Origin of the sequence: Plasticicumulans lactativorans, from assembly GCF_004341245.1 — a bacterium.
Lineage (GTDB): Bacteria > Pseudomonadota > Gammaproteobacteria > Competibacterales > Competibacteraceae > Plasticicumulans_A > Plasticicumulans_A lactativorans.
In genome coordinates, this window is record NZ_SLWY01000006.1 from 169171 (window position 1) to 195298 (window position 26128).

21 protein-coding genes, 1 tRNA gene and 1 pseudogene are annotated in these 26128 nt (G+C 71.4%); 7 read left to right on the top strand and 16 right to left on the bottom strand.

What is annotated here, in order from left to right; translation table 11 throughout:
* Positions 1–15: 15 nt before the first annotated feature.
* The 7 genes from cas7e to EV699_RS20425 all read right to left on the bottom strand — a co-directional run bounded on the left by cas7e (position 16) and on the right by EV699_RS20425 (position 8205).
* Entirely contained in the window at positions 16–1110 is a 1095-nt protein-coding gene (gene cas7e / locus EV699_RS06540; RefSeq protein WP_132540343.1) for a type I-E CRISPR-associated protein Cas7/Cse4/CasC, read from the bottom strand.
* 24 nt (positions 1111–1134) lie between these two features.
* Complete coding sequence (casB, locus tag EV699_RS06545) at positions 1135–1581, bottom strand: type I-E CRISPR-associated protein Cse2/CasB (RefSeq protein ID WP_132540347.1); 447 nt, start codon at positions 1579–1581, stop codon at positions 1135–1137.
* Positions 1582–1583: 2 nt separating this feature from the next.
* Complete coding sequence (gene casA, locus EV699_RS06550; protein ID WP_132540350.1) at positions 1584–3104, bottom strand: type I-E CRISPR-associated protein Cse1/CasA; 1521 nt, start codon at positions 3102–3104, stop codon at positions 1584–1586.
* Entirely contained in the window at positions 3101–5701 is a 2601-nt protein-coding gene (gene cas3 / locus EV699_RS06555; protein ID WP_132540353.1) for a CRISPR-associated helicase/endonuclease Cas3, read from the bottom strand. The genes casA and cas3 overlap by 4 nt, the downstream gene beginning before the upstream one ends.
* A gap of 157 nt (positions 5702–5858) precedes the next feature.
* Positions 5859–7037, bottom strand: coding sequence for an MFS transporter (locus EV699_RS06560; RefSeq protein WP_165904058.1), 1179 nt, complete (start codon positions 7035–7037; stop codon positions 5859–5861).
* Positions 7034–8086 carry a Gfo/Idh/MocA family protein gene (locus EV699_RS06565; RefSeq protein ID WP_243662581.1) on the bottom strand — a complete coding sequence of 351 codons (1053 nt, stop codon included), beginning with the start codon at positions 8084–8086 and terminating at the stop codon, positions 7034–7036. The genes EV699_RS06560 and EV699_RS06565 overlap by 4 nt, the downstream gene beginning before the upstream one ends.
* Positions 8083–8205, bottom strand: a complete 123-nt coding sequence (locus EV699_RS20425; protein ID WP_279389403.1) for a hypothetical protein — start codon at positions 8203–8205, stop codon at positions 8083–8085. The genes EV699_RS06565 and EV699_RS20425 overlap by 4 nt, the downstream gene beginning before the upstream one ends.
* A 154-nt stretch (positions 8206–8359) precedes the next feature.
* Here EV699_RS20425 and EV699_RS06570 point away from each other — a divergent pair, with 154 nt between their 5' ends.
* The 4 genes from EV699_RS06570 to EV699_RS06585 all read left to right on the top strand — a co-directional run bounded on the left by EV699_RS06570 (position 8360) and on the right by EV699_RS06585 (position 11105).
* A complete protein-coding gene (locus EV699_RS06570; protein ID WP_132540356.1) occupies positions 8360–9343 on the top strand; it encodes a helix-turn-helix transcriptional regulator in 984 nt (327 codons plus the stop codon).
* Positions 9344–9428: 85 nt separating this feature from the next.
* Positions 9429–9983, top strand: a complete 555-nt coding sequence (locus tag EV699_RS06575) for a thioesterase family protein (RefSeq protein ID WP_132540359.1) — start codon at positions 9429–9431, stop codon at positions 9981–9983.
* A gap of 2 nt (positions 9984–9985) precedes the next feature.
* Complete coding sequence (locus EV699_RS06580) at positions 9986–10675, top strand: M48 family metallopeptidase (RefSeq protein ID WP_132540362.1); 690 nt, start codon at positions 9986–9988, stop codon at positions 10673–10675.
* Positions 10676–10682: 7 nt separating this feature from the next.
* The gene (locus tag EV699_RS06585) at positions 10683–11105 is read left to right on the top strand and encodes a YqaA family protein (RefSeq protein ID WP_132540365.1); all 423 of its coding nucleotides are present in this window, start codon (positions 10683–10685) and stop codon (positions 11103–11105) included.
* A 245-nt stretch (positions 11106–11350) separates the two neighbouring features.
* Here EV699_RS06585 and EV699_RS06590 read toward each other — a convergent pair whose 3' ends face one another.
* The 4 genes from EV699_RS06590 to EV699_RS06605 all read right to left on the bottom strand — a co-directional run bounded on the left by EV699_RS06590 (position 11351) and on the right by EV699_RS06605 (position 19328).
* Positions 11351–12292 (bottom strand): HDOD domain-containing protein, encoded by a 942-nt coding sequence (locus tag EV699_RS06590; RefSeq protein ID WP_132540368.1) that lies wholly within the window; start codon positions 12290–12292, stop codon positions 11351–11353.
* A gap of 91 nt (positions 12293–12383) precedes the next feature.
* Entirely contained in the window at positions 12384–13262 is an 879-nt protein-coding gene (locus EV699_RS06595; RefSeq protein WP_132540371.1) for a transglutaminase family protein, read from the bottom strand.
* Complete coding sequence (locus EV699_RS06600; protein ID WP_132540374.1) at positions 13259–15781, bottom strand: circularly permuted type 2 ATP-grasp protein; 2523 nt, start codon at positions 15779–15781, stop codon at positions 13259–13261. Before EV699_RS06600 ends, EV699_RS06595 begins: the two co-directional genes overlap by 4 nt.
* A 145-nt stretch (positions 15782–15926) precedes the next feature.
* The gene (locus EV699_RS06605) at positions 15927–19328 is read right to left on the bottom strand and encodes a transglutaminase family protein (RefSeq protein ID WP_132540377.1); all 3402 of its coding nucleotides are present in this window, start codon (positions 19326–19328) and stop codon (positions 15927–15929) included.
* A 616-nt stretch (positions 19329–19944) separates the two neighbouring features.
* Between EV699_RS06605 and EV699_RS06610 the strand changes: the two genes are divergently transcribed.
* The 3 genes from EV699_RS06610 (at position 19945) to mobA (ending at position 23070) form a co-directional block, all read left to right on the top strand.
* Positions 19945–21399, top strand: coding sequence for a circularly permuted type 2 ATP-grasp protein (locus EV699_RS06610; protein WP_132540380.1), 1455 nt, complete (start codon positions 19945–19947; stop codon positions 21397–21399).
* 2 nt (positions 21400–21401) lie between these two features.
* Positions 21402–22355 carry an alpha-E domain-containing protein gene (locus tag EV699_RS06615; protein ID WP_132540383.1) on the top strand — a complete coding sequence of 318 codons (954 nt, stop codon included), beginning with the start codon at positions 21402–21404 and terminating at the stop codon, positions 22353–22355.
* An 88-nt stretch (positions 22356–22443) separates the two neighbouring features.
* A complete protein-coding gene (gene mobA / locus EV699_RS06620; protein ID WP_132540386.1) occupies positions 22444–23070 on the top strand; it encodes a molybdenum cofactor guanylyltransferase MobA in 627 nt (208 codons plus the stop codon).
* A 110-nt stretch (positions 23071–23180) separates the two neighbouring features.
* On the opposite strand, the pseudogene EV699_RS06625 reads toward mobA, so the two are convergent.
* The 5 genes and pseudogenes from EV699_RS06625 to apbC form a co-directional block, all read right to left on the bottom strand.
* A pseudogene (locus EV699_RS06625) lies at positions 23181–23614 on the bottom strand (transposase); the annotation flags it as partial.
* A gap of 118 nt (positions 23615–23732) precedes the next feature.
* The gene (locus EV699_RS06630; protein ID WP_132540389.1) at positions 23733–24128 is read right to left on the bottom strand and encodes a hypothetical protein; all 396 of its coding nucleotides are present in this window, start codon (positions 24126–24128) and stop codon (positions 23733–23735) included.
* Positions 24129–24232: 104 nt separating this feature from the next.
* Positions 24233–24320: transfer RNA gene (locus EV699_RS06635), tRNA-Ser, on the bottom strand.
* Between the two features lie 138 nt (positions 24321–24458).
* Positions 24459–25025 (bottom strand): dCTP deaminase, encoded by a 567-nt coding sequence (gene dcd / locus EV699_RS06640; RefSeq protein ID WP_132540392.1) that lies wholly within the window; start codon positions 25023–25025, stop codon positions 24459–24461.
* Between the two features lie 9 nt (positions 25026–25034).
* On the bottom strand, positions 25035–26126 hold the full coding sequence (gene apbC, locus EV699_RS06645; RefSeq protein ID WP_132540395.1) for an iron-sulfur cluster carrier protein ApbC: 1092 nt from the start codon (positions 26124–26126) through the stop codon (positions 25035–25037).
* Positions 26127–26128 lie beyond the last annotated feature (2 nt).

Consider the following 26128-nt stretch of genomic DNA (forward strand, 5'->3'; position numbering starts at 1 on the left):
CGCTCCGCCCCCGGCTCAGTCGCGCCCGTCGCGGCCGATCCACGCGATCAGCGCGGCGAGGTCCGGTTGTGCGGCGATGCCTTCGGGTGGCTGCGTGCCGTCGAGCACGAAGGCGGCCGGTGATTCGGCGAGGCCGTAGCCACGGTGGACCTGCCGCCAGTAGTCGAACAGCCGGCCCTGGGAGGGTTGGCGAAAACCGCCGCTGCGCTCGGCGCTCACCGGTGCCTCGAAGGCATTGGCGAGCGACACCGGCAGGTCCGCGAAGCTGACCAGCACCGCGTCGGCCAGGTTGTGCGCGGCGAAGGTCTGCTGCTTGGCCTGCGGCACCACGGTCGCGAACAGGTACGCCAGGTGCCCGGCGATCTCCAGCGCCCGCCCGCGCGTGGCGCCGCCGAGGTTCTCCTGCAACTGGGCGAGGTTGAGGCTCGCGTAGCGGTAGAAGGTGCCGCTGGAAAACTCCTGCGTGTTCAGGTGCCCGGCGCCGGTTTCGCCGGCCTCGCTGACCAGGTCGTCGACGGCGGTGAACCAGTCGATGTCGCTGTCGACCGCGTGCGTGGTGATGACGTGGGCGACGGCGAGCGCGCCGTCGACCGATGTCAGCAGATCGGAGGTCGACATGCGGCCCGACAGCGCGATGTCGAGGGTCTGCGCCGCGGCGTCGCGGAACGCGGCGGCGTCCTTCTCGATCTGCTTCTGCAGCTTCTTCACCTCCAGCCCCTCGGCTTCGCCGGCCGCGATGGCCTCGCACATGCGCGCGACCTCGGCGACCGCCCACGGCGCGACCGCGCTGGCCTCGGCGTCTTCGGCGAGGCCGTCCTTGCCGGCCATCCAGGCGATGGCCTGCTGCACGCGCCCGGCCGGATAACGGCCGTCCAGCGCGGCGGCGAAGCGTTCGGCCAGGCGGGCGAGATCGCGCGTGCGCACCGAACGCTCACCGAGCCGGCGCCGGTACTCGTCGCTGCAGCGGATCGCGCGCTTGAGGCTCTGGCTGGAGATGCGCACCCGGCGCGCCCCGCCGAAGGTCGCGGACTTCTGCATGTTCATGTCGTCGCGGTTCAGGCACGACGGGCTGTGCGTGATCAGCACATGGAAATTGATGAAGTTGTGCACGGCAGGCTCCTTTGCGGACGGGGGTCAGGCACCGGCCGCGGGGCGGTCGGCGTAAGGCATGCGATAGAAGTCCTCGAGCAGGCGGCGCTTGTCGTCGTCGCCCCACCAGAACACCTGCGGCCCGAAGCGCGCCCAGTCCACCACCGGCCGGACGTGCTGCAGTAGGCGGCGCAACTGCACGAGATCGTTCGGCTCGGTACTGCGGATCACCTGGAACAGGCGCTTCTCACCAAGGCCGGCGCGGGCCAGCGCCGCGCCGAGCGGTTCGGCACCGTCGCGGTGTCCGGCCCAGGGCAGGCAGAACACCACCCGCTGCCAGCCCTCCCATGTCTGCCCGCCGCTCAGGCGGTAGAAGGCCGGTATCTGCGTCAGCGCCGCGGGATCGCGCGCCCGGCGGAGCTCCGCCTTCGCTCCGCTGTCGAGCCGGTTCCAGCGCTCCCACAGTGCCTTGAAGTCGGTTTTCCCGGTCATGGTCAGACGGCCTCCTCTTGCGCCGGCGGTCGCAGCGGTGTCAGGTCACGCGCGAGCTTGCCGCGCGCCGCGGCAATCGCATGGAGCAGTTCGGGGTCGTGGCGGTACGGCGCGACGACGTCGGCGAACACCGCCTCGGCCACGGCGATCAGCGCCGCCCGGTAGGCCGCGTTGCGCGCGGCCCAGCCCTCGCCGGCCCAGTCGATCTCGCGCAGCTCGGCCAGCAGCACCCCGCCGCTGCGGGCGAGGAAGCGCGCATCGCCGAGTTCGTGCACGTCGACGCCGAGGCCCTTGAAGCGATCCTTCTGGCCCCTGGCCGCCCAGTACAGGCTGCCGCGCAACGCCGAGCGCACCGCGAGCGCATCGCTGACGCAGGCTTCGATCTGCTCCCGCGCGCCCTCCCAGCCGGGCGCAAAGCTGAACAGTTCGTGGCGGCGCTCGACGACGTTCGCCTGGTTGTTGCGGTAGCCGCCGACCAGCAGGTACAGCGCGGCGTCGCTGCTGCCCGCCCCCGCCCACGCCGCGACGACCGCGGCCGGTGCGTAGCCCTCACGGTCGTCGCCGCGCCGGAACACGTACTGCGAGAGCTGCGTCCACGCCGGTGCCGTGGTGGTGAACGACAGGAAGCGCTCCTCGCGCTTTCCCTTTTTGGTATCCCACTGGCGCGGGCTGTGCAGATGCGGCCACAGGCCTTCGAGCGTGTAGACGAACTTCTCCTTGAGGAAGCCGCCGTAGCGGGCGACGCCGGACGCGCCGCAGTGGTCGCAGGTGCCGCTCGGCGCCGGGCGCAGTTCGACGTGGGCCGGCTGCCAGAACAGCCCGCGCCGCAGGCCGATGGCGGCGACCTGGCCGGTGCTGCCGGCCGCCACCGGGTCGACCCACACCGGCCGGTCGCTGGTGCCGGCCGGCGCGTCCGGCAGCAGGCGCGCCACCTCGGGCGCCGGCAGCACGTTGCGCCAGATGCGCCGGCGCAGGCTGCCGGGGCGGGCGTCCGGCACGTCGACCAGCGTCGTCACCGGCGCCGCCCCGCGCAGCGCGCCCTTGAAGCCACCGCCGAAGCTCGGACAGGCACTCGCCTGGTTGAACAGCGCGATCGCCGCACAGCCGCCGCAGACCGCGCCGATCTCGCCTTCCGGGTTGAAGAAGGTGTGGCTGACGCCGTCGGGCAGGCCGATGAACAGCTTCTGCATCGGCGTCACGTCCGCCGCCTTCACGCCGCGCGTCTGCATGAACGGCTGCGTCGGGTGATCGAGTTCGAACCAGTCCCGATACGGTGCGATGCCGGCGGCGTATTCGTCCGCGCCCAGCGGCTCGCGCAGACGCCGCCGCCACGTCGCGACGTCGGCCGGCATGAACAGCGTCTGCGTCAGTGCCAGGGCGAGCGTGAGCGCGGCCAGCTCCATGTCGTCGCGCGGCAGCGCCAGACGGACATCGCCGTCGCTGCACAGCAGCTCCTGCAGGCCGATCCGCCGGAACCGCCCGCCGTCGAGGACGGGCAGCCAGGCATCCGTCAGCACGTTCATTGCGCCTCCTTCTCCATCCCGTACTCCACCGAATACCGCAGCCGTCCCTTCGGGCCGTCCGTCAGCCAGGCGTCGGCGCCATCCGGCTGCATCGACAGCTCGATGCGGCCCTCCGCATCCGCCGCCGGCAGCCAGTCCGCCCAACTGCGCGGGACCTGCACGAGCGCCTGATCGATCGCCTCGTCGCGCTCCCACTCGCCGATGTCGGCGATGGCCCGCCCGTCGAGCAGGCGGCCGGCGGCGGCCAGCGGCAGTACCGGCAAGGCATCCGCCTCGGCCCGCGTCAGCGCGCGCACCTGCTGGTCACGGTCGGCCAGCGGGTTCATGCGCTCGCGCGTCAGGCGCTTCGCCTTCTGCGCCAGCCTGCATTGCGCGTCCCGGAACGCATCCGCCAGCGCGGTGATCGCCGCCGGCTCGTCGTGATCGTCCTCGTCGTAGACGTCCTCGATCCAGCCGCGGTATGCCAGCGGGAAGTGGATCGCGCCGTCGCAGCCGCGCAGGCGCTGCGCCGTGCGCCACAGCACGCGGGCATCGCCGTAGATGCGGCGGTGCACGCCGAAATCGGCCTCGGTCGGCAGCAGCACCGTGCAGGCGGTGGTCGTGCAGCCGGGGGCGTAGGAGCGCGGGTGACGGTGCAGGCGGCCGAGGCGCTGGAACAGCAGGTCGATCGGGCAGAGCTGCGTGACCAGCCAGTCGAAGCAGAGGTCGAGGCTCTGCTCGACGACCTGGGTCGCCACCAGGATGCGGCCGCTCCCGCACGCTGCCTGCGGGCCGTACACGGCGAGGATGCGACGCTCGCGCGCCTGGCGATCGCGGAAGCGGTAGCGCGCGTGGAACAGGTCCACCGCGACGTCGGGCGCCCGCGCACGCAGCGCCCGCGCCAGTTGCTGCGCGGCATCGACCAGGTTGCAGATCACCGCGACGCGCCCCCCTGCCCGCGCCTTCGCGAGCAGTTCGTCGAGCACGGCGTCGGTCGGCGCGGCCGCCGGGGCCTCGATGCAGCGCACGGCCACGGTGCGCGGCGACGGGCCATAGCCAGCCGGTTCGGGGGCGGTTGCGGCATCGCTGTCCGGCAGCAGCCGCAGCGCCCCCGCCGCCGGGACGTGCGTCAGCAGCGGGTAGCGGCCGTCGGCCGCCTCCGGCAGGGTCAGCCCGGCCCGCCAGGCACCGACCAGCCGCGCGCGCTGCACGCGCGGCAGCGTCGCCGACAGCAGCACGGCGCTGCCGCCCGCGGCGTGCTGCGCGGCGAGCACGGCTTCGAGCAGGCCGTACATGTAGCGGTCGTAGGCGTGGACCTCGTCGACGATCAGCACGCTGCGGCCGATGCCGAGGGTTCGCACGAAGGCGTGCTTCACCGGCAGCACGGCGAGCAGCACCTGGTCGACCGTGCAGACGCCGATCTGCCCGAGCAGCGCGCGCTTGCGGCTCTGCGCGAGCCAGCCGGCGCACTGCACCAGCGCCTCCTCGTCCCGCTGCGCCGTGCGTGCGTGGGCGGCGCGGCGCAGTTCGATGAAGTCGGGGTTGTAGCGGGCCTTGCCGTGGGCGAGCACCACGTTCGCGTCGGTGCCGGGGAAGAGCTTCGGCGCGACCGCCTCCAGCCGCGCCAGCATCGCGTTCGCCGTCGCCTGCGTCGGCAGCGCGAACACGATCGCCTCGGCGCAGCCGGCGGCCAGCAGGTGCGCCGCGTAGGCGAGCGCCGCCTCGGTCTTGCCTGAACCGGTCGGCGCCTCGACCAGCGTCAACCCCGGCGCCACCGGCAGTTCGTCGACGAGCCGCTGCACCTGCCGCGGCACGCGCGCGGGAAACACCGCGGCCATGCCGCCGACCCGCAGGGCGGGCCGGCACAGGCCGCTGTCGCGAAGCGCACGCGCGGCGGCGTCGGCGCGCTCGTCCAGATAGGCAGCGACCGGTGGTGCGTCGGTGCGGTAGCCGAAGTAATCGGTGTTCGAGCCGAGCCAGTCGCAGATCGCGCAGAAGCCCGCGAGCAGCGGCGGGGCTGGCGGTGGCACGGTGTCGAGCGCGCAGCCGGCCGGCTGCAGGAAGGCGTCGGCGCAGCAGCGGACCCACGCGGCGCGGGCGGCGCGATCGAGTTCGCGGATCGGCAGCAGAACCAGCCTGTGCGCCATCGGCTGGCGTTCGTACGGGATCGCGCCGTGATGGCCGGTCACGGCGGCGAGCCAGGGCTGCCAGCCGTCGACGACGTCGATGAATTCATCAGGTTCGCGGGAACCGAGCCAGCGCGGCAGCTCGCCGAGGCCCTGCGCATAGCCTTCGGGGCCGTGCGCGTAGTGTCTGCCGTCGATGTGGCTCACCTCGCGCGCCGGATAGCGGCCGAGCGCCTTCAGCACCTCCGGCGCCTTGCTCTGGAAGCGCACGTCGAGCTTGCCGAGGTCGTGCAGGGCGATGAAGAAGCGCAGCCATGCGGCATGGCGCGGATCGTCGCTGCCGAAGGCCCGCCGCAGCGTCGCGCTCGCCGCGAGCCAGGCATCGGCGACCGCCACCACGTCGAGGCTGTGCAGCGCGAATGGATGCCAGCCGGCGGCGTCGGTGGGCGCGTCCTCCGGTCGCCGGGCCTTGCCCCAGTAGCTCGCGTACATCTCGCTCCTCCCTGGCCGCGCGGGGCGCGGCGTTCATCGGTCGATGAAGTCCCTTGTAACGGTGCCGAGGATCAAAACCTGCACCTTTGGCGAGGGGGTCGCCAAGATTTAGCACGGCCGTGGCGGTGCTGCCGTCGCAGCGTCGCCACGGCCGCGCTCAGGCCTTCGCCGGTACCAGGCGCGAGCCGAGCGCGAGCAGCGTGGCGCCGGCGACGACCACCGTCAGCGCGACCGTCAGCGAGGTGGCGTGCGCGAGGCCGCCGATCAGCGGCGGGCCGATCATGAAGCCGCCGTAGCCGATCGAGGTCACCGAGGCGATCGCCGCGGCGCGGCTGACGCCGGGGACGCGGGTGGCGGCGTTGTAGAGGATCGGCGCCGTCGGCGCGAGGCCGGCGCCGACCAGTGCGAAGCCCGCGAGCGCGACCCACGGCGTGCCGACCAGCAGCACCACCGCCATCGAGACCGCGGTCAGCGTGGCGCCGGCGCACAGCAGCGCGGGCTCGGCGAAGCGCTCGCGCAGCGCGTCGCCGGTGAAGCGCGACAGCGCCATCGCCGCGGCGAACACGGCGTAGCCGAGCGCCGCCTGCGCCTGCGGCATGCCGACCTCCTGCTTCAGGTAGAGCACGCACCAGTCGTACATCACGCCTTCGGCGATCATCCCCGACAGGATCAGCAGCCCGATGACCAGCAGCCGCCCGCGCGGCCAGGCGAAGTGCGCCTTGTCGCCGTCGCCGTCCCCATCGCCGCCGTGGGCGTCGAGCATGCCGCGCGCGGCGACACCGACCAGCAGCATCAGCCCCGCGGCGATCAGCACGAGCTGCAGCGCCGGCGCCATGCCGGCGCGCAGCAGCGCGGCGACCAGCGCCGCGCCGGCCATGCCGCCGACGCTGAACATGCCGTGCAGGTTGCTCATGATGGCGCGCCCGGAGCGGTGTTCGAGCTCCGAGCCTTCGGTGTTGATGGCGACGTCGAACAGGCTCATGCCGGCGCCGAACACCAGCGCCGCCGGCAGCACCACGCCGAGGCCCGGCAGCAGCAGCATCAGCGCGAGCATGCCGCTCATCGTCACGCCGGCACCGAACGCCGCGCGGCGCGCGCCGAAGCGCGCCACCACGCGCCCGGCGAACAGCAGCGAGGTGATCGCACCGAGTGCCGCGGCCAGCAGCACGATCGACAGGCCGGCCTCGTCGAGGCCGTAGCGCTGCTTGACCGAGGGGATGTGCGCGCCCCAGGCGCCGGCGAGCACGCCGAGGGCGGCGAACTGCGCGCGCGTGGCCCAGCGCGCACGGTGCAGTTCGCCACCCGCGGCATCGAGGGTCGGCACCGAGGCGCTCACGCGGCGAACCTCACGGGCTCGCCGCTGCGCGCGCTCTGGCAGATCGCATCGAGGATCTCCATCACGACCAGGCCCTCCTCGCCGGGTGCAGGATGCGGACGTTCGTTCAGGATAGCCTCGGCGAATTCATACATCGCCGAGGGCGCTTCGGGGGCCGCCGGGCGCAGGTGCAGGTCGCACGGCGTGCCTGCCTGCTCGAGGAAGATCTGCGCCTCGCAGCGCGGGCCCCCGTCGAGGTTCTTCTGCAGCAGGCCGGCGCGGGTGCCGAAGAGGCGCGTCTCCATGAGCTCGGCCTCGCCGATGTGGGTGGCCCGGGAGGCTTCCAGCACCAGCGTGGCGCCGTTGTCGAAGCGGATCAGCGCGGTGGCGAGGTCCCCGACGTCGCCGGCCCACCCGCCGCCGGCGGTCGGCTCGTGGGTGCTGCCGAGCACCCAGGTGGGCCGGGGGTGGCCCATCAGCCACAGCGCGAGGTCGAGCCGGTGCACGCCGAGATCGGCCAGCGCGCGGCTGCCGTCGGGCAGGCCGCGCCGCCGGTGCCACACGCTGCGGCCGAAGTAGAAGTCGCCGAACAGCCCGGCGTCCACCTGCGCCTTGAGCGCGCGCGACTGGGCGCTGAAGCGGCAGGGGAAATTGACCATCAGCCGGCGGCCGTTGCGCCGGGCGGCGGCGAGCATCTCGCGGGCCTCGGTGGCGCCGAGCGCCATCGGCTTCTCGCACAGCACGTGGCAGCCGGCCTCGAGCGCGGCGATCGCCAGCGCCTTGTGGAAGCGGTTGGGCGTGCAGAGGCTGATCACGTCGAAACGCTCGATGTCGAGCATGGTCTCGGCGCAGGTGTAGCAGGTGGCGACGTCGAAGCGCTCGCCGGCGACGTCGAGGCGGTCGGCGTCGGCGTCGGCGAGCGCCACCACGTCGACGTTCGGGTGCTGGCGCCAGCCGTCGATGTGCGTGCAGCCACTGCCGAGGCCGATCACCCCCACCCGCAGCCGACGGCTGTCGGGCACCCGCGCGGCGCGCACCGCGGCGAGGCCGGCAGGCGGGCGGCGGCTCACCGCCGGCCTCCCGGCACGGTGCGCGCCGCGGCCGGGCCGGCGGAGCGGAACGCATGGACGGTCGGGTTTTCGTGCTGGAACGCGTGCCAACTGATGACAGAAATCTTCGACTCGATCACACTCATGCTCCACTGGTGCCATGCTCGTTATAATGGTGTGTTTCGGCTCGGATGCTTCTTGTAAGGCTCTGTAATCAATGGCTCCGAGTGCGAAAATCTTAGCCAGCGGCGGCAATCCGCCTCAACCGGGATCGTTGCTATAAATCTCCGATAAATGCGAAAAAAACCGGATGCAGGCCCCATCTCCACCCTCGTACCGCCCCCCGGGCCCGGCAGCCCGTGCGGGCAGACCCCCGAACAGGCCCGGCGGCTGCGGCAGCTGCTGGCCGACGGGGTCGCGCGGCTGAGCGCCGGCACGCTGCCGGTGCGGCTGCCGACCATCGCGGGCGAGTGGGAGATGCGCGGCGACGGGCACTTCCATCTGGTGCCCGAGCTGTTCCTGCAGGTCTCGGGCTGGACGCGCTTCCGCTTCCCGCACGGCACCCTGCACCTCGGCCCCGGCGAGGCGCTGGTGGTGCCGCCGCGCCTGCTGCACGCCGAGAACGTCGGCAGCGGCCCCGACGGCGCGGCCTTCTGCAACGTGGTGGTGTTCGCCGAGGGGGCGTCGATGGGCTGCCATCTCGCCCACGAGGAGGCGCCGGGCACGCCGGGCATCCTGCACCTCGAGGTGCGCCACCACCCGCAGGCGCGCTACGTCCAGGACTGGCTGACCGACGCCGCGCGGCTCGCCCGCAACGCCGGGAGCGGCAGCGATGCCGCGTCGCCGGGCGCGTCCTGGCTCGCCGTGCAGACCCGCGCACTGGTGTCGGCCGCGGTCGCCGGCGTGCTGCAGGCGCTGGACGACGTCGACCCCGACGCCCGCCCCGAGCCGGCGCTGGTGACGCGCGCGCGCGTGCTGGTGCAGAACCAGCTCGGCGACCACCACCTGAGCGTGCGGCGCCTGGCGGAGCAGTCGGGCTGCACCGCCGATTACCTGTCGCACGTGTTCAGCCGCAGCACCGACGAGCACCTCGCCGCGTACATCAACCGCCAGCGCATGGAGCGCGGGGCACGGCTGCTGCGCGAAACCAGCCTGAGCGGCAAGGAGGTCGCCTGGGCCTGCGGCTTCTCGACGCAGAGCTACTTCATCCGCAACTTCCGGCTGCACTTCGGCATGACGCCGCGGGCGTGGCGCGCCGGCCGCGACGAAGAGCGCTGACGCCGCCCGCCCCTCTCGCCCGGCGGGTCCGCGCTGCCGTATCGTGACGCCGCCGCGCCTCGCGGCGCCCCGCGGAGCCTTGCCCATGCCCACCGCCCCCGAGTGTTCGTCGCCACCGTGCCTGGCGCACGAGATCGACCCCGCCTACCAGGGGCTGGCGCCGGCGCTCGCGCCGCTCGCCGGCACGGTGGCGCCGGAGTGGATCGACTACAACGGCCACATGAACGTCGCCTGCTACGTGATGGCCTTCGACCGGGCCACCGACGCGCTGCTCGACGCCGTGGGGATGGACGCGGCCTACCGCGCGGCGAGCGCGTGCTCGGTGTTCGTGCTGGAGATGCACGTCAACTACCTGCAGGAACTGACCGTCGGCGCGGCCTACACGATCGCGAGCCGGGTGCTCGGCGCCGACGCCAAGCGCCTGCACCTGTTCCACACCCTCACCCGCTGCGCCGACGGCGTGGCGGCGGCCACCAACGAACTGATGCTGCTGCACGTCGACCTGGGCGCCCGCCGCGGCCGTCCGTTCCCGGCGGCGATCGCCGACCGGCTCGCGGCGCTGCAGGCGGCGGACGCCCGGCAGCCGTGCCCGGAACAGGCCGGGCGGCGCATCACGCTGCCGGTGCGGGCGGGCGGCTGACGATGACGGCCGCCCCCGCCCCGCTGCCACCGCTGCAGGTACGCGAGAGCGCGCGCGCCCGGCGCGTCAGCCTGCGCGTCAGCGCCACCGCCGGGCTCGAGATCGTCGTGCCGCGCGGCTTCGCGCACGCGCACATCCCCGCCATCGTCGCCCGTCACCGCGCCTGGATCGACGCGCAGTGGGCCCGGCTCGTGGCGCTCGACCGCACGCTGCCCGCACGGCTCGAACTCCCGGCGACCGGCGAGGGCTGGGAGCTGCTGCGCCGCGACGGCCCGCAGCCGCGCCTGCGCCGCCAGGCCGACGCGCTGGTGATCGCCGGGGCGAGCGATGCCGAGGCGCGCGTGCTGCTGCGCCGCTTCCTGATGGCGCACGCGCGGCTGCGCCTCGGTGAGTGCCTCGACGCCGTCGCCACCGCCACCGGGCTGCGCTACACGCGCCTGAGCATCCGCGCGCAGCGCGCGCGCTGGGGCAGCTGCAGCGCCCGCGGCGCCATCAGCCTGAACGTCAAGCTGCTGTTCCTGGAGCCGGCGCTGCTGCGCCACGTGCTGGTGCACGAGCTCTGCCACACCGTGCACCTCGACCACTCGCCGGCGTTCTGGGCGCTGGTGGCCCGCCACGACCCCGACTGGTCCACGCGGCGCGCGCAGCTGCGCGCGATCGCGGCGCGGCTGCCGCCGTGGCTCGACGTCTGACGCGCCGGTGAACGGTGAACTGTGGGGGCTGTTCGCCGGCAGCTTCCTGGCGGCGACGCTGCTGCCGGGCGGCTCCGAGCTGCTGTTCGGCGCGCTGGTGCTGGCCGGGCGCGAGTCGCCCTGGCTGCTGCTGGCGGTGGCAACGCTCGGCAACACGCTGGGCGGGTTCAGCTCGTGGCTGATCGGCTACGGGCTCGCGGTGCGCTACCCGCAGCGCACGCTCGACGGGCACGGCCACGCCCGCGCGCTCGCCCAGGTGCGCCGCTGGGGCGCGGCGGTGCTGCTGCTGTCGTGGGTGCCGCTGATCGGCGATCCGCTGTGCGTCGCCGCCGGCTGGCTGCGCCTCGGCTGGCTGGCGAGCCTCGCCTGCATCGCCCTCGGCAAGGGCGGGCGCTACGCGCTGCTGCTCGCCGCGCTCGGCGGCGGCTAAACGCCCCCCAGCACGCCGACAAGCTGTTCGATGAGCAGGGCGAACCGGTCAGCGACGGCACGCGAAAGCTCCTGCTGAACTTCATGGCGTCGTTCTCGCGCTGGATCACACGTAACGCAGCGAGCTGACGGGAGCGGCGCCATGGTCCCGGCGGGACGTCCTGCCCTCACCGCCCGCTCGACGCCGCCGTCAGGTCGCCTGAGAGGTGTCCGATGAAGCCGTCGGCCATCGCCCGCCTGTCGATCCTAGCCGGGCACGTCGGCGTCGTCGTCGGGGCGGGCGACCTCGACGGCGGTGCGCACGGCGAGCAGCCGCCGTGCCTGGGTGGCGATGCCGTCGAGGCGGGCGGCATCGAAGGCGTCGAGTTCGAACAGTATCGCCACCTCGGCGAGCTGGCCGCGCAGCGCGTCGAGCACCGCGCCGAGCACCTCGGCGTCGTAGCCGAGCCAGCGGTCGAAGAGCGCCCAGGCGCGTTCGGTGGCGGCCTCGACGTCGGGCTCCAGGCAGATGTCGGCGATCGGGCCGGAAACGGCGACGCAGCGCACGCCGATCCGTCGCCCCGACGGCCCGTCGCCCGGGTCGTGGCTGAGGCGCACGACGTCGATCAGGCTGTCGGGAAAGCCCCACTGCGTCAGCAGCCAGGCGCCGACCTCGGCGTGGTCGCAGCCGAAGGCCCGGCGTTCGGCGGCGCAGCGCTCGGCATGGCACTCGGGTTCGCCGACCTCGCGGGCGTAGGCCTCGGGCGCCGCGGCGGCGAGCGCCGGGATGCCGATGTCCTGCAGCAGCGCGGCGATGAAGCTCTCGTCGACCGCCGACAGCGCGACGCGCTGCGCGGTTTCGCGCGCGGCGATCGCGGCCAGCACCGAACGCCGCCAGTAGCGCGCGTGCCCGGCGCCGCCGGCGAGCAGGTGGCGGAAGGTGAAGCCGAGGGCGAGGTTGAGCACACCCTTCACCCCCATCAGCATCAGCGCCTGGTTCAGGCTGCGCACGCGCCCGCGCGCGTTGTACAGCGCCGAGTTGGCGGCGCGCAGCACCCGCGCGGTCAGCGCCGGGTCGAGGGCGACCGCGGCGAGGACGTCGTTCGGTTCGGGGTCGGATTCGCCGGCCAGGGCGACGATGCGCAGGGCCACGCCCGGCAGGCTCGACAGCTGGGTCGCGCGCAGGCGTGCTTCGAGGGCTTTGTCCATCGGTCATTCATCCAGGAGAAACCGGCGCCCGCAAACGGCACCGGCGAGGGCCGCAGCATATCAGCGCGCCGTGCGGGCGGCGCAGCCGCGCTCAGCGGGGCTGCGGTGCGACGTCGACCGACACGTCGAGCTTGTGGGCACCGCCGCCCATCATCACCCCCTTGAGCGGTGCGACGTCGGCGTAGTCGCGCCCCCAGGCCAGCGTGACGTGGCGCTCGCCCGGCATGCAGTCGTTGGTCGGGTCGAGGTCCACCCAGCCGAGGCCGGGGATGAACACCGCCAGCCAGGCGTGCGAGGCGTCGGCGCCGATCAGGCGCTCGGCGCCGGGTGGCGGCAGGGTCTCCAGGTAGCCGCTGACGTAGCGCGCCGCCAGGCCGAGCGAGCGCAGGCAGGCGATGGCGAGGTGGGCGAAGTCCTGGCAGACGCCGCGGCGCTCCTCCAGCACCTGGGTCAGCGGGGTGGCGATGGTCGAGAAATGCGGGTCGTAGGTGAACTCGGCGAAGATGCGCCGGGTGAGGTCGAAGGCGGCCTCGAGCAGCGGCCGCCCCGGCGTGAACGACGGCAGCGCGTAGTTGGCGAGTTCGTCGCCGGGGCGGATGAAGGTCGATTCCAGCGTGAACTGGCGCGCCTCCATCGCGTTCAGTTCGGGCATCTCGCGGATCAGCTGCACCACCTCTTCCCACGGCGGCGAGGGCAGGTCCGGCGTCAGCGGCCGCGGCGCCACGGTGACCTGCGAGGTCACCGTCACGGTGAGCGTCTGGTGGATGTCCTGGATCGCGAAGTACAGCACGCGGTTGCCGAAGAAGTCGGTGCGTTCGGCGCTGAGCGCCGGGCGCGGCTCGATCTCGATGCGGCATTCGGGCACGAACTGCCAGGCGGTCTCGCGCGGCATCAGCATCGCTTCGTTGTGGCACAGCGCCACGCGGCCGCGGTAGCGGTACGCGGTGCGGTGCGTGACCGTGTAGTTCATAGCATCTCGATGAGTTGGCGCGGCGTTTCGGCGTGGCTGAAGTGGCCGTGCATCACGGCTTCGGACAGTTCGAACAGCGGAGCGTGGAGTTCCGCCAGCAGGTGCGCCAGTTCCTCGCTGGCGCGGCCCTCGCAGGCATCGCGCGCGGAATCGGCGAGCGCCTCGATGTTGGCGAGCGCGAGCGTGGTCTGCGCCTGCAGGATCAGGCGCTCCTCGGCGCTGCGGTAGCGGCTGCCGGGCGGCTTGGGCAGGCGCTGGATCTGCCGCGCGAGCCGGCGCAGCTGGTAGCCGACCGAGCGCGGGTTGTCCTCGTCGAGCAGCAGCAGGTCGAGGATCGCCGCCGGGTGCAGCGCCGAGCGGTAGCGGCGGCGGTAGGCGGTGAGGTTGTCGGTGGTGGCGAGCACCACCTCCCACAGCGCCACGCCGGGGCGGTGCGCCTTGACGAAGGCGAGTTCGAGCAGCGCGACCGTGTTGAGCACGCGCTCGACGAAGCGGCCGATGTCGAGGAAACGCCAGCCGTAATGGTGCGGCATGGTCTCGTTGCACAGGCCGAAGAACGCCGCGAGCAGCGTCAGGTGCTCCTCCAGCGCCTTGCGCCCGGCCATCGTGCTCGGCGGCGACGGCAGCTCGGCGAGGCTCTGGCGCAGGCGGTTGAGCACGCGCCAGGAGTCGTCGCCCAGGTGGTCGCGCACCGCGCGACCGTTGCGCAGCATGCCGTCGAAGATGTCGCGCAGGCCGTCGGTGTCGCGCTCGTCGAACTCGGCGAGGAACACCCGGCGCAGCGCCAGGAAGCGCCCGCGCGGACCGCCCTCGACCTCGCCGAGTTCGAGGTCGAGGGCGACCAGCAGGTCCGGCAGGCAGCCGTTGTCCTCCGCCTCGGGCCCCTGTTCGAGCAGGCGGGTCAGCGCCTCGCGCAGCAGCCGCGCACGCGCGTCGTAGCGCTCGCCGTAGCGGCCGAGCCAGAACAGGTTGTCGGCGACGCGGCTCGGCAGGTCGTCGCCGTCGCGCGTCACCACCACCGGACCGTGTGCCTGGCGCAGCAGGCTGACGTGCGGCTGCGGCGCCGGCGCCAGCACCCAGACGTCCTTGGCGATACCGCCGCGGCCGGTGTTGCGGCCGTCCTGGCTGACCCAGGCGAGCGCCCCGGGCATCGCGCGGTAGCCGTCGTCCTCGGCGACCGTGAAGGCACGCAGCGTGATCGGCTGCGCCACCAGGCGCCCGTGGTCCCACACCGGCGCGGTGGCCGGGCGGATGCGCTGCTGGGCGACGTACAGCGTCGGGCGCGCGAGGATGCGCGCGGCGAGCGCGGCGCGCCCCTCCTCGCCGAGGCGCGAGCCGTCGATCAGGCGCGGTTCGAGGCCGAGCTGGTGCACCAGCAGCCCGCCGAGGTTGGCCAGCACGTACTCGCGCTCGAGCGCGTGTCCGCACCACCAGCTCGCCACCGACGGCAGGAGCAGCTCCTCGCCGAGCAGGTCGCGGCACAGCGCGGGCAGGAAGGGCATCAGGCCCGGGTTTTCGACCGCAGCGACCCCGAGCGCGTTGGCGAGCGCGACACCGCCGTTGCGCACCGCGGCGAGCAGCCCGGGCACGCCCAGCACCGAATCGCCGCGCAGTTCGAGCGGATCGCACCAGGCATCGGTGACGCGGCGCAGGATCACGTCGACCGCCTTCAGCCCGCCGAGCGTCTTCAGCCACACGCGGCCGTCGCGCACCACCAGGTCGCCGCCCTGCACCAGCGACAGCGACAGGTAGTTGGCGAGGTAGGCGTGCTCGAAGTACGCCTGACTGCCCGGTCCCGGCGTCAGCAGCACCACGTTGGGCTTGTCGGGCGGGCGCGCCGGCAGCTTCGCCAGCGTCACGCGCTCGGTTTCGAGGAAGCTCGCGAGCCGCCGCAGCGGCGCGTCGCGGTACAGCGTGGGCATCGAGCGCGCGAGCGTGATGCGGTTTTCCAGCGCGTAGCCGGCACCCGAGGGCGCCTGCGCGTGGTCGGCCAGCGCGAGCCAGCGGCCGTCGGCGCCGCGCGCCAGCGTCACGCCGTGGAACACCAGCCAGCGCCGCCCGGCCGGCAGCGACTGCCAGGCCGCGTGAAGGAAGCCCGCGTGCGCGTGCACCAGTTCGGGCGGCAGGATGCCGCGGCGCAGCACCGTGCGCGGGCCGTAGAGGTCGGCGAGCAGGCGTTCGAACAGGCGCGAGCGCTGGATCAGGCCGGCTTCGATCTCCGCCCACTCGTCGCCGTCGATCGGCAGCGGGATCGGATCCACGGTCCAGGCGCGCTGGCTGCCGTGGCTGTCCTCGTGCGCGTTGAAGGTGACGCCGTTCTCGCGCAGCAGGCGCTGCGCCTCATCATAGCGCTGCGTGAGCTCCTCGGCGCCCATCGCCGCGAGCGCCGGGAGGAGTTCCGACCAGGCCGGCCGCAACTCCCCCCCCGGGGTCAGGAGTTCGTCGTAACCATCCGTCGGCAAAGGGTAATCGGCGAGCAGCTCACCCACCGGGAATGCTTTCGCCTGTGCCTCTGACATGCCCGTCAATCTCTCAACCGCATCGGTTCGGTACCGCCGATGGTAGGCCAGACGGCACCGGCGCGGCCAGCGGACGCCTCCAAGGGAGTATCGCGACCGCTCCGCCGTGGTGCGCGCACGCCGGCCGCATCACGGCGGCCGGCCCTCAACGCCGCCGCAGGTCGAGGGTGTGCGGGAACTCGCGGCTCGGCTCCTCGGGCGGCGCGTGCATCGCGCCCGGGGTGTGCCCGTAGGACCAGAAGCGCGCGAGGCGACGCGCCTCGGCCTCGTTGGCGTTGATCGGGAAGGCGACGAAGTTGCGCCCGGCCGGGTGCGAGACGTGGTAGGTGCAACCGCCGATCGAGCGGTCGTTCCAGGTGTCGACGATGTCGAACACCAGCGGCGCGTGCACCGGGATCGTCGGGTGCAGCGCCGACGGCGGCTGCCAGGCGCGGTAGCGCACGCCGGCGACGAACTGCCCCTGCGTGCCGGTGGGGCGCAGCGGCACCCGCCGTCCGTTGCAGGCGACCACGTAGCGGTCGCCGTTCAGCCCCTCGACCTTGACCTGCATGCGCTCGACCGACGAATCGACGTAGCGCGCGGTGCCGCCGAGCGCGACCTCCTCGCCGAGCACGTGCCACGGCTCGATCGCCTGGCGCAGTTCGAGCTCGATGTCCTGCTGCGCGATGCGCCCGTAGACCGGGAAGCGGAACTCCATGAACGGCGCGATCCACGCCGGATCGAAGGCGAAGCCGGCACGATCGAGATCGCTCAGCACGTCCTTCATGTCCGCCCAGAGGTGGTGCGGAAGCAGCCAGCGGTCGTGCAGCGTGGTGCCCCAGCGGCACAGCGGGCCGCCGTAGGGCTGCTCCCAGCAGCGCGCGACGATGGCGCGGATCAAGAGCATCTGCATCAGGCTCATGCGCGCGTGCGGCGGCATCTCGAAGGCGCGCAGCTCGACCAGGCCGAGGCGGCCGGTGGCCGAGTCCGGCGAATACAGCTTGTCGATGCAGAACTCGGCGCGGTGCGTGTTGCCCGTGACGTCGATCAACAGGTTGCGCAGCAGGCGATCGACCAGCCACGGCGCCGGCACCTCGCCCTGCGGCATCTGCTGGAAGGCGATCTCGAGCTCGTAGAGGCTGTCGTTGCGGGCCTCGTCGACGCGCGGCGCCTGGCTGGTCGGGCCGAGGAACATGCCCGAGAACAGGTACGACAGGCTCGGATGGTGCTGCCAGTAGGTGAGCAGGCTCTTCAGCAGGTCGGGGCGGCGCAGGAAGGGCGAATCCGCCGGGGTGGCGCCGCCGAGGGTGACGTGGTTGCCGCCGCCGGTACCGGTGTGGCGCCCGTCGAGCATGAACTTCTCGGTGCCCAGGCGGGTCAGCCGCGCCTCCTCGTAGAGGATCTCGGTGTTGCGCACGAGCTCGTCCCAGTTCGCCGCCGGCATCACGTTGACCTCGATCACGCCGGGGTCGGGGGTGATCAGGAACTTCTTCAGCCGCGGATCGTTCGGCGGCGGATAGCCCTCGACGAACACCGGCATGTTGAGGTCGGCGGCGGTGTGCTCGATGCACGCCACCAGATCGAGGTAGTGCTCGAGCTGCGCCACCGGCGGCATGAAGATGTAGAGCTGGCCGTCGCGCGGCTCCACGCACAGCGCCGTGTGGACGGTCGCCTCGTAGTCCTCGCGCTGATCCTGGCGCTCGGGGGCGAAGGCGCTGCGCACCGGGCTGCCGCCGTCGCGCAGGTAGTAGCCCTCGCCCGCCGCATCGCTGCCGAGCGGTCCGCGGGCGTACGCCGGATGCAGGCCCTCGCCGTGCTCGACGTAGGCGTCGGCGGGACGCTGGTGCAGGTACTCGCTGTAGCGGCGCATGACCTCGCCGTGGATGTCGCCGAGCGCCTCGCGGAACTCGAACATCGACTGCTCGACCGGGATGTCGCGACGCTCGGCCCAGGGCAGCGCGGCGAGCGGCAGGCGGTAGCCCATCGGCGAGTCGCCGGGGATCAGGTACAGGTGCTCGCGCCGCAGCGGCCAGGCGCCGCTCTCCCAGGCGTTCTGGTGGTGGTTCCAGCGCAGCGGCAGCACGTAGCCGGTGGTCTCGCCGAGGCCGCGTTCGAGCAGCTTGGCGAGCCGGCGGCGCTCGTCGGCGTCGTCCAGGTCGAAGTCGAGCGGGTCGACGTTGACCGGCAGCGTGCGTTCGTACCAGAGGTAGTAGTAGGCGTCCTCGTAGCCGGGGACCAGGCGCTTCGGCGAGACGTGCAGGCGCGTCGCCAGCACCTCGGCGAAACGGCGCGCGTGCGCGGGGCCGAAACCGGGGCTGGTGCGGTCGTCGGCGATCAGCGCGGCGTCGCGCCAGGCCGGCACGCCGTCGGCGCGCCAGTAGCAGGCGAGCGCCCAGCGCGGCAGCGGCTCGCCCGGGTACCACTTGCCCTGCGAATAGTGCAGCAGGCCACCGGGCGCGAAGCGGTCGCGCAGGCGCTTCAGCAGCGTGCCGGCGAGCACGCGCTTGGTCGGGCCGAGCGCGGCGGTATTCCACTCGGCGCCGTCCATGTCGTCGATCGAGACGAAGGTCGGCTCGCCGCCGAGCGTCAGGCGCACGTCACCGGTGTCCAGGCGCACGTCGACGTGCCGCCCCAGGGCCTCGATCGCGGCCCACTCCTCTTCGGTGTAGGGCTTGGTGACGCGCGGGTCCTCGTGGATGCGCGTGACGCTCATCGAGAACTCGAACTCCACCTCGCACTTGTCGGTGGCGCCGGTGACCGGCGCGGCACCCGAGGGGTCGGGTGTCGCCGCGAGCGGGATGTGGCCCTCGCCGGCGAGCAGGCCGGAGGTCGGATCGAGCCCGATCCAGCCGGCGCCGGGCACGAAGACCTCGGTCCAGGCGTGCAGGTCGGTGAAGTCGGCCTCGGGGCCCGAGGGGCCGTCGAGCGACTTGACGTCGGCGGTCAACTGGATCAGGTAACCCGACACGAAGCGCGCGGCGAGCCCGAGGTGGCGGAGGATCTGCACCATCAGCCACGCCGAATCGCGGCAGGACCCACTACCCTTGGCGAGCGTCTCCTCGCCGGCCTGCACGCCGGGCTCCATGCGGATCAGGTAGGCGATGTCCTGCTGCAGCCGGCGGTTCAGGTCGACGATGAAGTTGACCGTGTTGGCCGCTTCACGCGGCACGTCGCGCAGCCAGTCGAGCAGCAGCGGCCCGCGCTCGCGGATCTCGAGGTAGGGCGCGAGTTCCTTGCGCAGGTCCGGCGGGTACTCGAAGGGCAGCGCGTCGGCGTATTCCTCGACGAAGAAGTCGAAGGGGTTGATCACCGTCATCTCGGCGACCAGGTCGACTTCCACCGACAGTTCGCTCAGCTTCTCGGGGAACACGAGCCGCGCCTGGAAGTTGCCGAAGGGGTCCTGCTGCCAGTTGATGAAATGCGGCTGCGGCGAAATCTTCAGCGAGTAGGCCGGGATGGGCGTGCGCGCGTGGGGCGCCGGCCGCAGGCGCACGATGTGCGGCGACAGTCCCACGGCGCGGTCGAAGCGATAGGAGGTCTTATGGTTGAGCGCAACGCGGATGGTCATGGCGGATCCCTGGGCACAGATGGATGAAACATCGTGGCATGCAAAGCAAGCGGCGTTCCACCTGTATTGCCAGATTTCCGCCCGGACCCGAAGCGGGGACCACGCCACCATCCGGCAGCGACGGGCGGCCCGCGTGCGGCGGCGCGTCATGGAAGGCGATCAAGCAGATATGCCGCCCGCCCCCGCCCGGCCGACACGCAGCCGGGGCCGCGGAGGCGCCGCGCGCCGCGCGCCGGCGCCATCCCGCGCCACACGCCCACCCGTCGCCTGAGCGCGTCCCGTGGCAGGGTGGGCAGATCGAGGACCTATCGAACCGAAGCGCCGCACCGTTTCCGTGCATCGGCGTCGAGCATGGCGCCCTCTTCTGGAGCGGTGGCAGCGACGGCGGCGCCGCGGCGGCGAAGCGCCGTGCAGGCAACGGAGCGGACGGCGCGCGCTATGGTCTTGCGCCCTGTGAGAAGCTGGCACACCCGGGGCGCGCGGCGGCCGCCCGGCCATGCCGGCGCAACGGCATGGTACGCCGCTTGCTTCCCGTCATCGAACGTCCCGCGGCAGCGGCCGGGCCGCGGTTGCGCGGTTCGGCCATGACTGCGACACGCCCAACAAGGAACGCTTCATGAGCTCACTCGACTGGCACAACTACCCCACCGAGGGGTTTTACGACGAACTGATCGCCAGCGGCAGCGTGCCGCGCCCGACGGCGCGAGCGCTTTGCGAGTACCTCGCATCGCTGTCCGACGCCGAGCTGGCCGAACGCAAGGAAGCGGCCGAGATCGCCATCCGGGTCATGGGCATCACCTTCACCGTGTACTCCGAAGGCGGGATGATCGACCGCGCCTGGCCGTTCGACATCATGCCGCGCATCATCCCGCTCACCGAATGGACGCGCATCGAGGCCGGGCTGAAGCAGCGCGTGGCGGCGCTGAACCTGTTCATCGACGACCTCTACCACGAGCAGAAAGTGATCAAGGACGGCATCCTGCCGGCCGACGTCCTCGCGCAGTCGGTGAACTTCCGCCCGCAGTGCGTCGGCATCACCCCGCCGCACCGCGTCTGGGCGCACATCTGCGGCTCGGACCTGGTGCGCGACAAGGACGGCACCATGTACGTGCTGGAGGACAACCTGCGGGTGCCCTCCGGCGTCAGCTACATGCTCGAGAACCGCGTCGTGACCAAGCGCGTGCTGCCCGAGTTGTTCGAATCCACGCGCATCCTGCCGGTCGACGACTACCCGTCGCAGCTCTACGACATGCTGGCGGCGATGTCGCCGCGCCCCGGCGACGACCCGCAGATCGTGGTGATGACGCCGGGCATCTACAACTCGGCGTACTTCGAGCACGCCTACCTCGCCCAGCAGATGGGGGTGGAACTCGTCGAGGGCTCCGACCTCGTCGTCGGTGACGACGACTGCTGCTACATGCGCACGATCTACGGGCTGAAGCGCGTCGACGTGATCTACCGGCGCATCGACGACCTGTTCCTCGACCCCGAGGCGTTCAACCCGGAATCGACGCTGGGCGCGCGCGGCCTGATGCGCGCCTGGCGCGCCGGCAAGGTCGCGCTCGCCAACGCCCCCGGCGCCGGCGTGGCCGACGACAAGGTCGTCTACGCCTACGTCCCCGAGATCATCAAGTACTACCTGGACCAGGACCCGATCCTGCCCAACGTGCCGAGCTACCTGTGCATGCGCGACAAGGACCGCGACCACGTGCTCGCCAACCTCGACAAGCTCGTGGTCAAGCCGGCGAACGAGTCCGGCGGCTACGGCATGCTGGTCGGCCCGCATTCCACCGCCGAGAAGCGCGCCGCCTTCGCCGAACTGATCCGCGCGAACCCGCGCAACTACATGGCGCAACCGACCTTGACCATCTCCACCAGCCCCACGCTGTGCGACGGGCACGCCGAACCGCGCCACGTCGACCTGCGCCCGTTCATCCTCTCCGGCCCGCAGACCTACGTCACCACCGGCGGCCTCACCCGCGTCGCGCTGGTCAAGGGCTCGCTGGTGGTGAACTCCTCGCAGGGCGGCGGCAGCAAGGACACCTGGATCGTCGACCTGGAGGAGGCCTGACCATGCTTTCGCGCGTCGCCCAGAACCTCTACTGGATGTCCCGCTACGTCGAGCGCGCCGAGGACACCGCACGCCTGATCAACGTCAACACCAACCTGCTGCTCGACCTGCCGCGCTCGGCGCAGTTCGGCTGGGAGCCGCTGATCTACATCACCGGCAGCCACGAGCACTTCTTCGAGCACTTCGGCCGCGCCGGCGAGGTCGCCGTGGTGAGCTTCCTCACCGGCGACCTGCAGAACCCGGGCTCGATCCTGTCCTCGTTCACCAGCGCCCGCGAGAACCTGCGCACCACGCGCGACGTGATGCCGCGCGAGGCCTGGGAGGCGCTCAACCACATCTTCCTGTACGTGCGCGACAACCTCGCCAACGGCGTCAGCCCGCGCGGGCGCGAGCACTTCCTGCGCGAGGTCATCCAGGGCTGCCAGCGCTTCAACGGCTTCCTGGAAGGCTGCCTGTCGCACACCCCGGCGCGCGACTTCGTGCTGCTCGGGCGCTACCTCGAGCGCGCCGACATGACCACGCGCATCCTCGACGTGCGCTCGGCGAGCCTGCTGACGCGCGAGAGCGAGCTGGCGCCGTTCCAGGGCATCCAGTGGATGAGCGTGCTGAAGTCGCTGTCGGCCTACCAGATGTACCGCCAGCAGGTGCGCGCGCGGGTGCGCGGCCAGGATGTGCTCGCCTACCTGCTGCAGGACCCGCTGTTCCCGCGCACCGTGCGCTTCTGCCTCGCCCGCCTCAAGGAAGGCCTGCACGGCCTGCCGCGCGCCGAGGCGGCGATGGCCAGCGTGGACGCGGCCGAGCGCCAGGTGCTGGAAGCCGACGTCGAGGCGCTGGCGAACGCCGGCCTGCACGAGTTCATCGACGACCTGCAGATCGGCCTCGGCGCGATCCACGACGCGATCAGCGCGACCTACTTCACCTACCACGAGAAGGACGCCGTCCCCGCCGCGGCCTGACGGGACGGCTCGCGCCGCTGGCGGGCCGCCGCGGCGCGAGCCATGCTTGGGCGCCGGCCGCACCGCCGGCGTCGCGCAGGAGTCCCGGATGTTCCCCGACATCACCGCCGTTGTGCTCGCCGGAGGCCGCGGCCTGCGCATGGGCGGCCTCGACAAGGGGCTGGTCGACGTCGCCGGCCGGCCGCTGATCAGCTACACGCTCGCCGCGCTGGCGCCGCAGGTCGGCGCCATCGTCATCAACGCCAACCGCAACGCCGAGCGCTACCGCACCTGGGGCCATCCGGTGATCGCCGACGCCAGCGGCGACTTCGACGGCCCGCTCGCCGGCATGTGCGCCGCCCTCGGCGCCATCACCACGCCGCTGCTGCTGACCGTGCCCTGCGACTGCCCGCGCCTGGCACCCGACCTCGCCGCGCGCCTGCACGCCGCCCTGCTGCGCGACGACGCCGAGATCGCCGTGGCGCACGACGGCGTCCGCACCCAGCCGGTGTTCGCGCTGCTGCGCCGCGAACTCCACGCCGACCTCGCCGAACAGCTCGCCGCCGGCGAACGCAAGATCGACCGCTGGTTCCGCTCCCGCCGCCTCGCCCCGGTCGACTTCAGCGACCGCCCCGAGCACTTCGTCAACCTCAACTCACCGGAAGAGAAGGCCGCGTTCGAGGCGGAGATGGACGGCGTGTGTGGAGGTAGTAATCACCTGACAGTAGACCGCTGAGAGCGCAACCGGAAGCAGGGCTGCTTAATGCAGCATAAACCAACACCGGCGCGGCGCCGGTGTCAGTGATTACTCGATCAGCACACGCATGGGAACTGAGAATACTAGGGCGGGGCATGGATGAGGGTGGCGTCGACTATGGTGCCGCCCTTGAGCAGCAAGCCATTCTGTTCGGATGGCGTTCATGATCGCCGCCGTCAGTTGGTTGGTGCCGCTCCAGCAGGCGACGGAACTTCAGGATTGTCGTCTCGTCCGGCATCGCTCCGTCAAGCAGGTCCAGCCCGGCAAAGGCCCGCATGCACGGCACATCGTAGAGGGCGTCTTCCATGCCGGGGTCGGAGAGGGCAAACCACTGCTGCATGAAGTAGATGCGCAGCATCGTCTCCAGACCCCGCGGCCGGCGCCCCTTACCCGCTTTCGGGTAATGCGGCTCAATCAGCGTCACCCACGGCACCACCGTTTCCATCTCTTCCAGAAACCGTTCGCGCTTGGTTTTGCGCTTTTTCCCGGTTTCGGCCAGCGTCGCAAAGGAGATCTGCTTCATGGGTGGCAGTGAATTCGTGTTCCGAGATGCCGCCAATTCTACCTGGTCTAGCTTATGCTATTGACTTAACTAGAAATCTCTTTATCGCCTACAATTAATTACTATTTTGGCTGCCGGATTAATAAATTAGCTGGAATTTGAACTGACTCGGTCCATCGGTACGGAGAACATGGTGCGACACCTTTAGGCGACCGCAGTAGGTGAAATCGGAGTGATGGCGCTCACGGTGAAAGAGATGAATTTCTTCGCCATTGATCTCTGCATTTAGCATGCGGTCTTCGGCAAAGTGGTCGGTCGGGCCTTCCCATTCGAGGATGCTTCCTGAGAGGCGGTCCGCATACTGCTCGGCAGAGGACTGCTTTTCTTCTGTGACGAAGAGAACGATCTTGTTGCTCCCGCGGGGCGTAACGACCCCACGAGCGATGGCGTGATAACTAATGTAACCCCATAACTCGGCTAATGTTTTGCGTGAGTAGGTGGCCCCTTTTGAAATTTTGATGAATGAGATGGACATGATGTAGGAATGTCTAATCCTCTCGAAAGAAATGCCATTTCAGGCAACTCATAAGTTGCCGTTTTTATCGGCGGGAATCTGGTGTTCTCGGCATTATCTCGAAGTGGCGGAAGGGGTGGGATTCGAACCCACGGATGGTCGCCCATCGCTGGTTTTCAAGACCAGTGCATTAAACCGCTCTGCCACCCTTCCTGAAATCGTCCTGCCGCGCTTGCGCCGGTGGCTCCTCGCCGGTGCCGGACCTTGCATCCGCCACCGTGCCGCAGCGGCGGAGCATAGCGTAACGACCACCGTGTGACCAAGGTGTCGGGGCCATGCCGCCGCTGCGCGTCAGGTCCGCGGCAGCGTCACGCCGGTCTGGCCCTGGTACTTGCCGCCGCGGTCGGCGTAAGAGGTCTCGCAGACCTCGTCGCCGCCGAAGAAGAGCATCTGCGCGACGCCCTCGTTGGCGTAGATCACCGCCGGCAGCGGCGTGGTGTTCGAGAACTCCAGCGTGACGTGCCCTTCCCACTCGGGTTCGAGCGGCGTCACGTTGACGATGATCCCGCAGCGCGCGTAGGTGCTCTTGCCGAGACAGACCACCAGCACCTCGCGCGGGATGCGGAAGTACTCGACGGTGCGGGCGAGCGCGAAGGAGTTGGGCGGGATGATGCAGCGCTCGCCGCGGATCTCGACGAAGCTGCGTTCGTCGAAGGCCTTGGGGTCGACGATGGTCGAGTTGATGTTGGTGAAGACCTTGAATTCGTCGGCGCAGCGCACGTCGTAGCCGTAGCTCGAGGTGCCGTAGGAGATGATGCGCTGGCCGTCGGCCGCCCGCACCTGCCCCGGCTCGAAGGGCTCGATCATCGCCCTTGCGGCGGCCATGCGCCGGATCCAGGTATCGGACTTGATGCTCATCGGCGACGCTCAGCTCTTCTTGATGACGATGTTGGGGAAACGGCCGCTGTAGTTCTTGGCCTGCAGGGCGAGGCGGGCCGAGGCGCGGCGGGCGATCTCGCGGTACAGGCGGCCGATGCGGCCGTCGGGGTCGGCGGCGACGGTCGGACGGCCGGCGTCGGTCTCGGCGCGGATGCGGATGTCGAGCGGCAGGCTGCCGAGGAACGGTATGCCGTACTCGGCGGCCATGCGCGTACCGCCGCCCTCGCCGAAGATGTGCTCGGCGTGGCCGCACTGCGAGCAGATGTGGATGCTCATGTTCTCCACCACGCCGAGCACCGGGACCTCGACCTTCTCGAACATCTTCAGCGCCTTGCGCGCGTCGAGCAGGGCGATGTCCTGCGGCGTGGTGACGATGATCGCGCCGCTGACCGGGATCTTCTGGCTCAGCGTGAGCTGGACGTCGCCGGTGCCCGGCGGCAGGTCGATGATCAGGTAGTCGAGATCCTGCCAGCGCGTGTCGCGCAGCAGTTGCTCCAGCGCCTGCGTGACCATCGGGCCGCGCCAGATCATCGGCGTGTCCTCGTCGACCAGGTAGCCGATGCTCATGCTCTGCAGGCCGAGGCTGACGACCGGCTCGATGCGCTTGCCGTCGAGCGACTCCGGCCGCTGGTGCGCGCCGAGCATGCGCGGCTGGCTGGGGCCGTAGATGTCGGCGTCGAGCACCCCCACCCGGCCGCCGTCGGCGGCCAGCGCCAGCGCCAGGTTGACCGCCGTGGTCGACTTGCCGACGCCGCCCTTGCCGGAGGCGATGGCGATGACGTTCTTCACGCCTTCGAGCGGGCGCAGGCCCTTCTGCACCTCGTGCGCGATCACCTGCGCGCTGACCGCGACCTCGGCACGCTGCACCCCCGCGACGGCGGCGAGGCGCGTGCGCAGGTCCTGCGCGAGGGCGTCGGCGTGCTCGCCGGCGGGGTAGCCGAGGGCGATGTCGACGTCGACGACGCCCCCCTCGATGCGCACGTTCCGCACGCACCTGGCGGCGAGCAGGTCCTTCTCCAGGTAAGGGTCGACCGTGCCCTGCAGCACGGCATCGATGTCGGAGCGCGAGGGATCGGGCATGG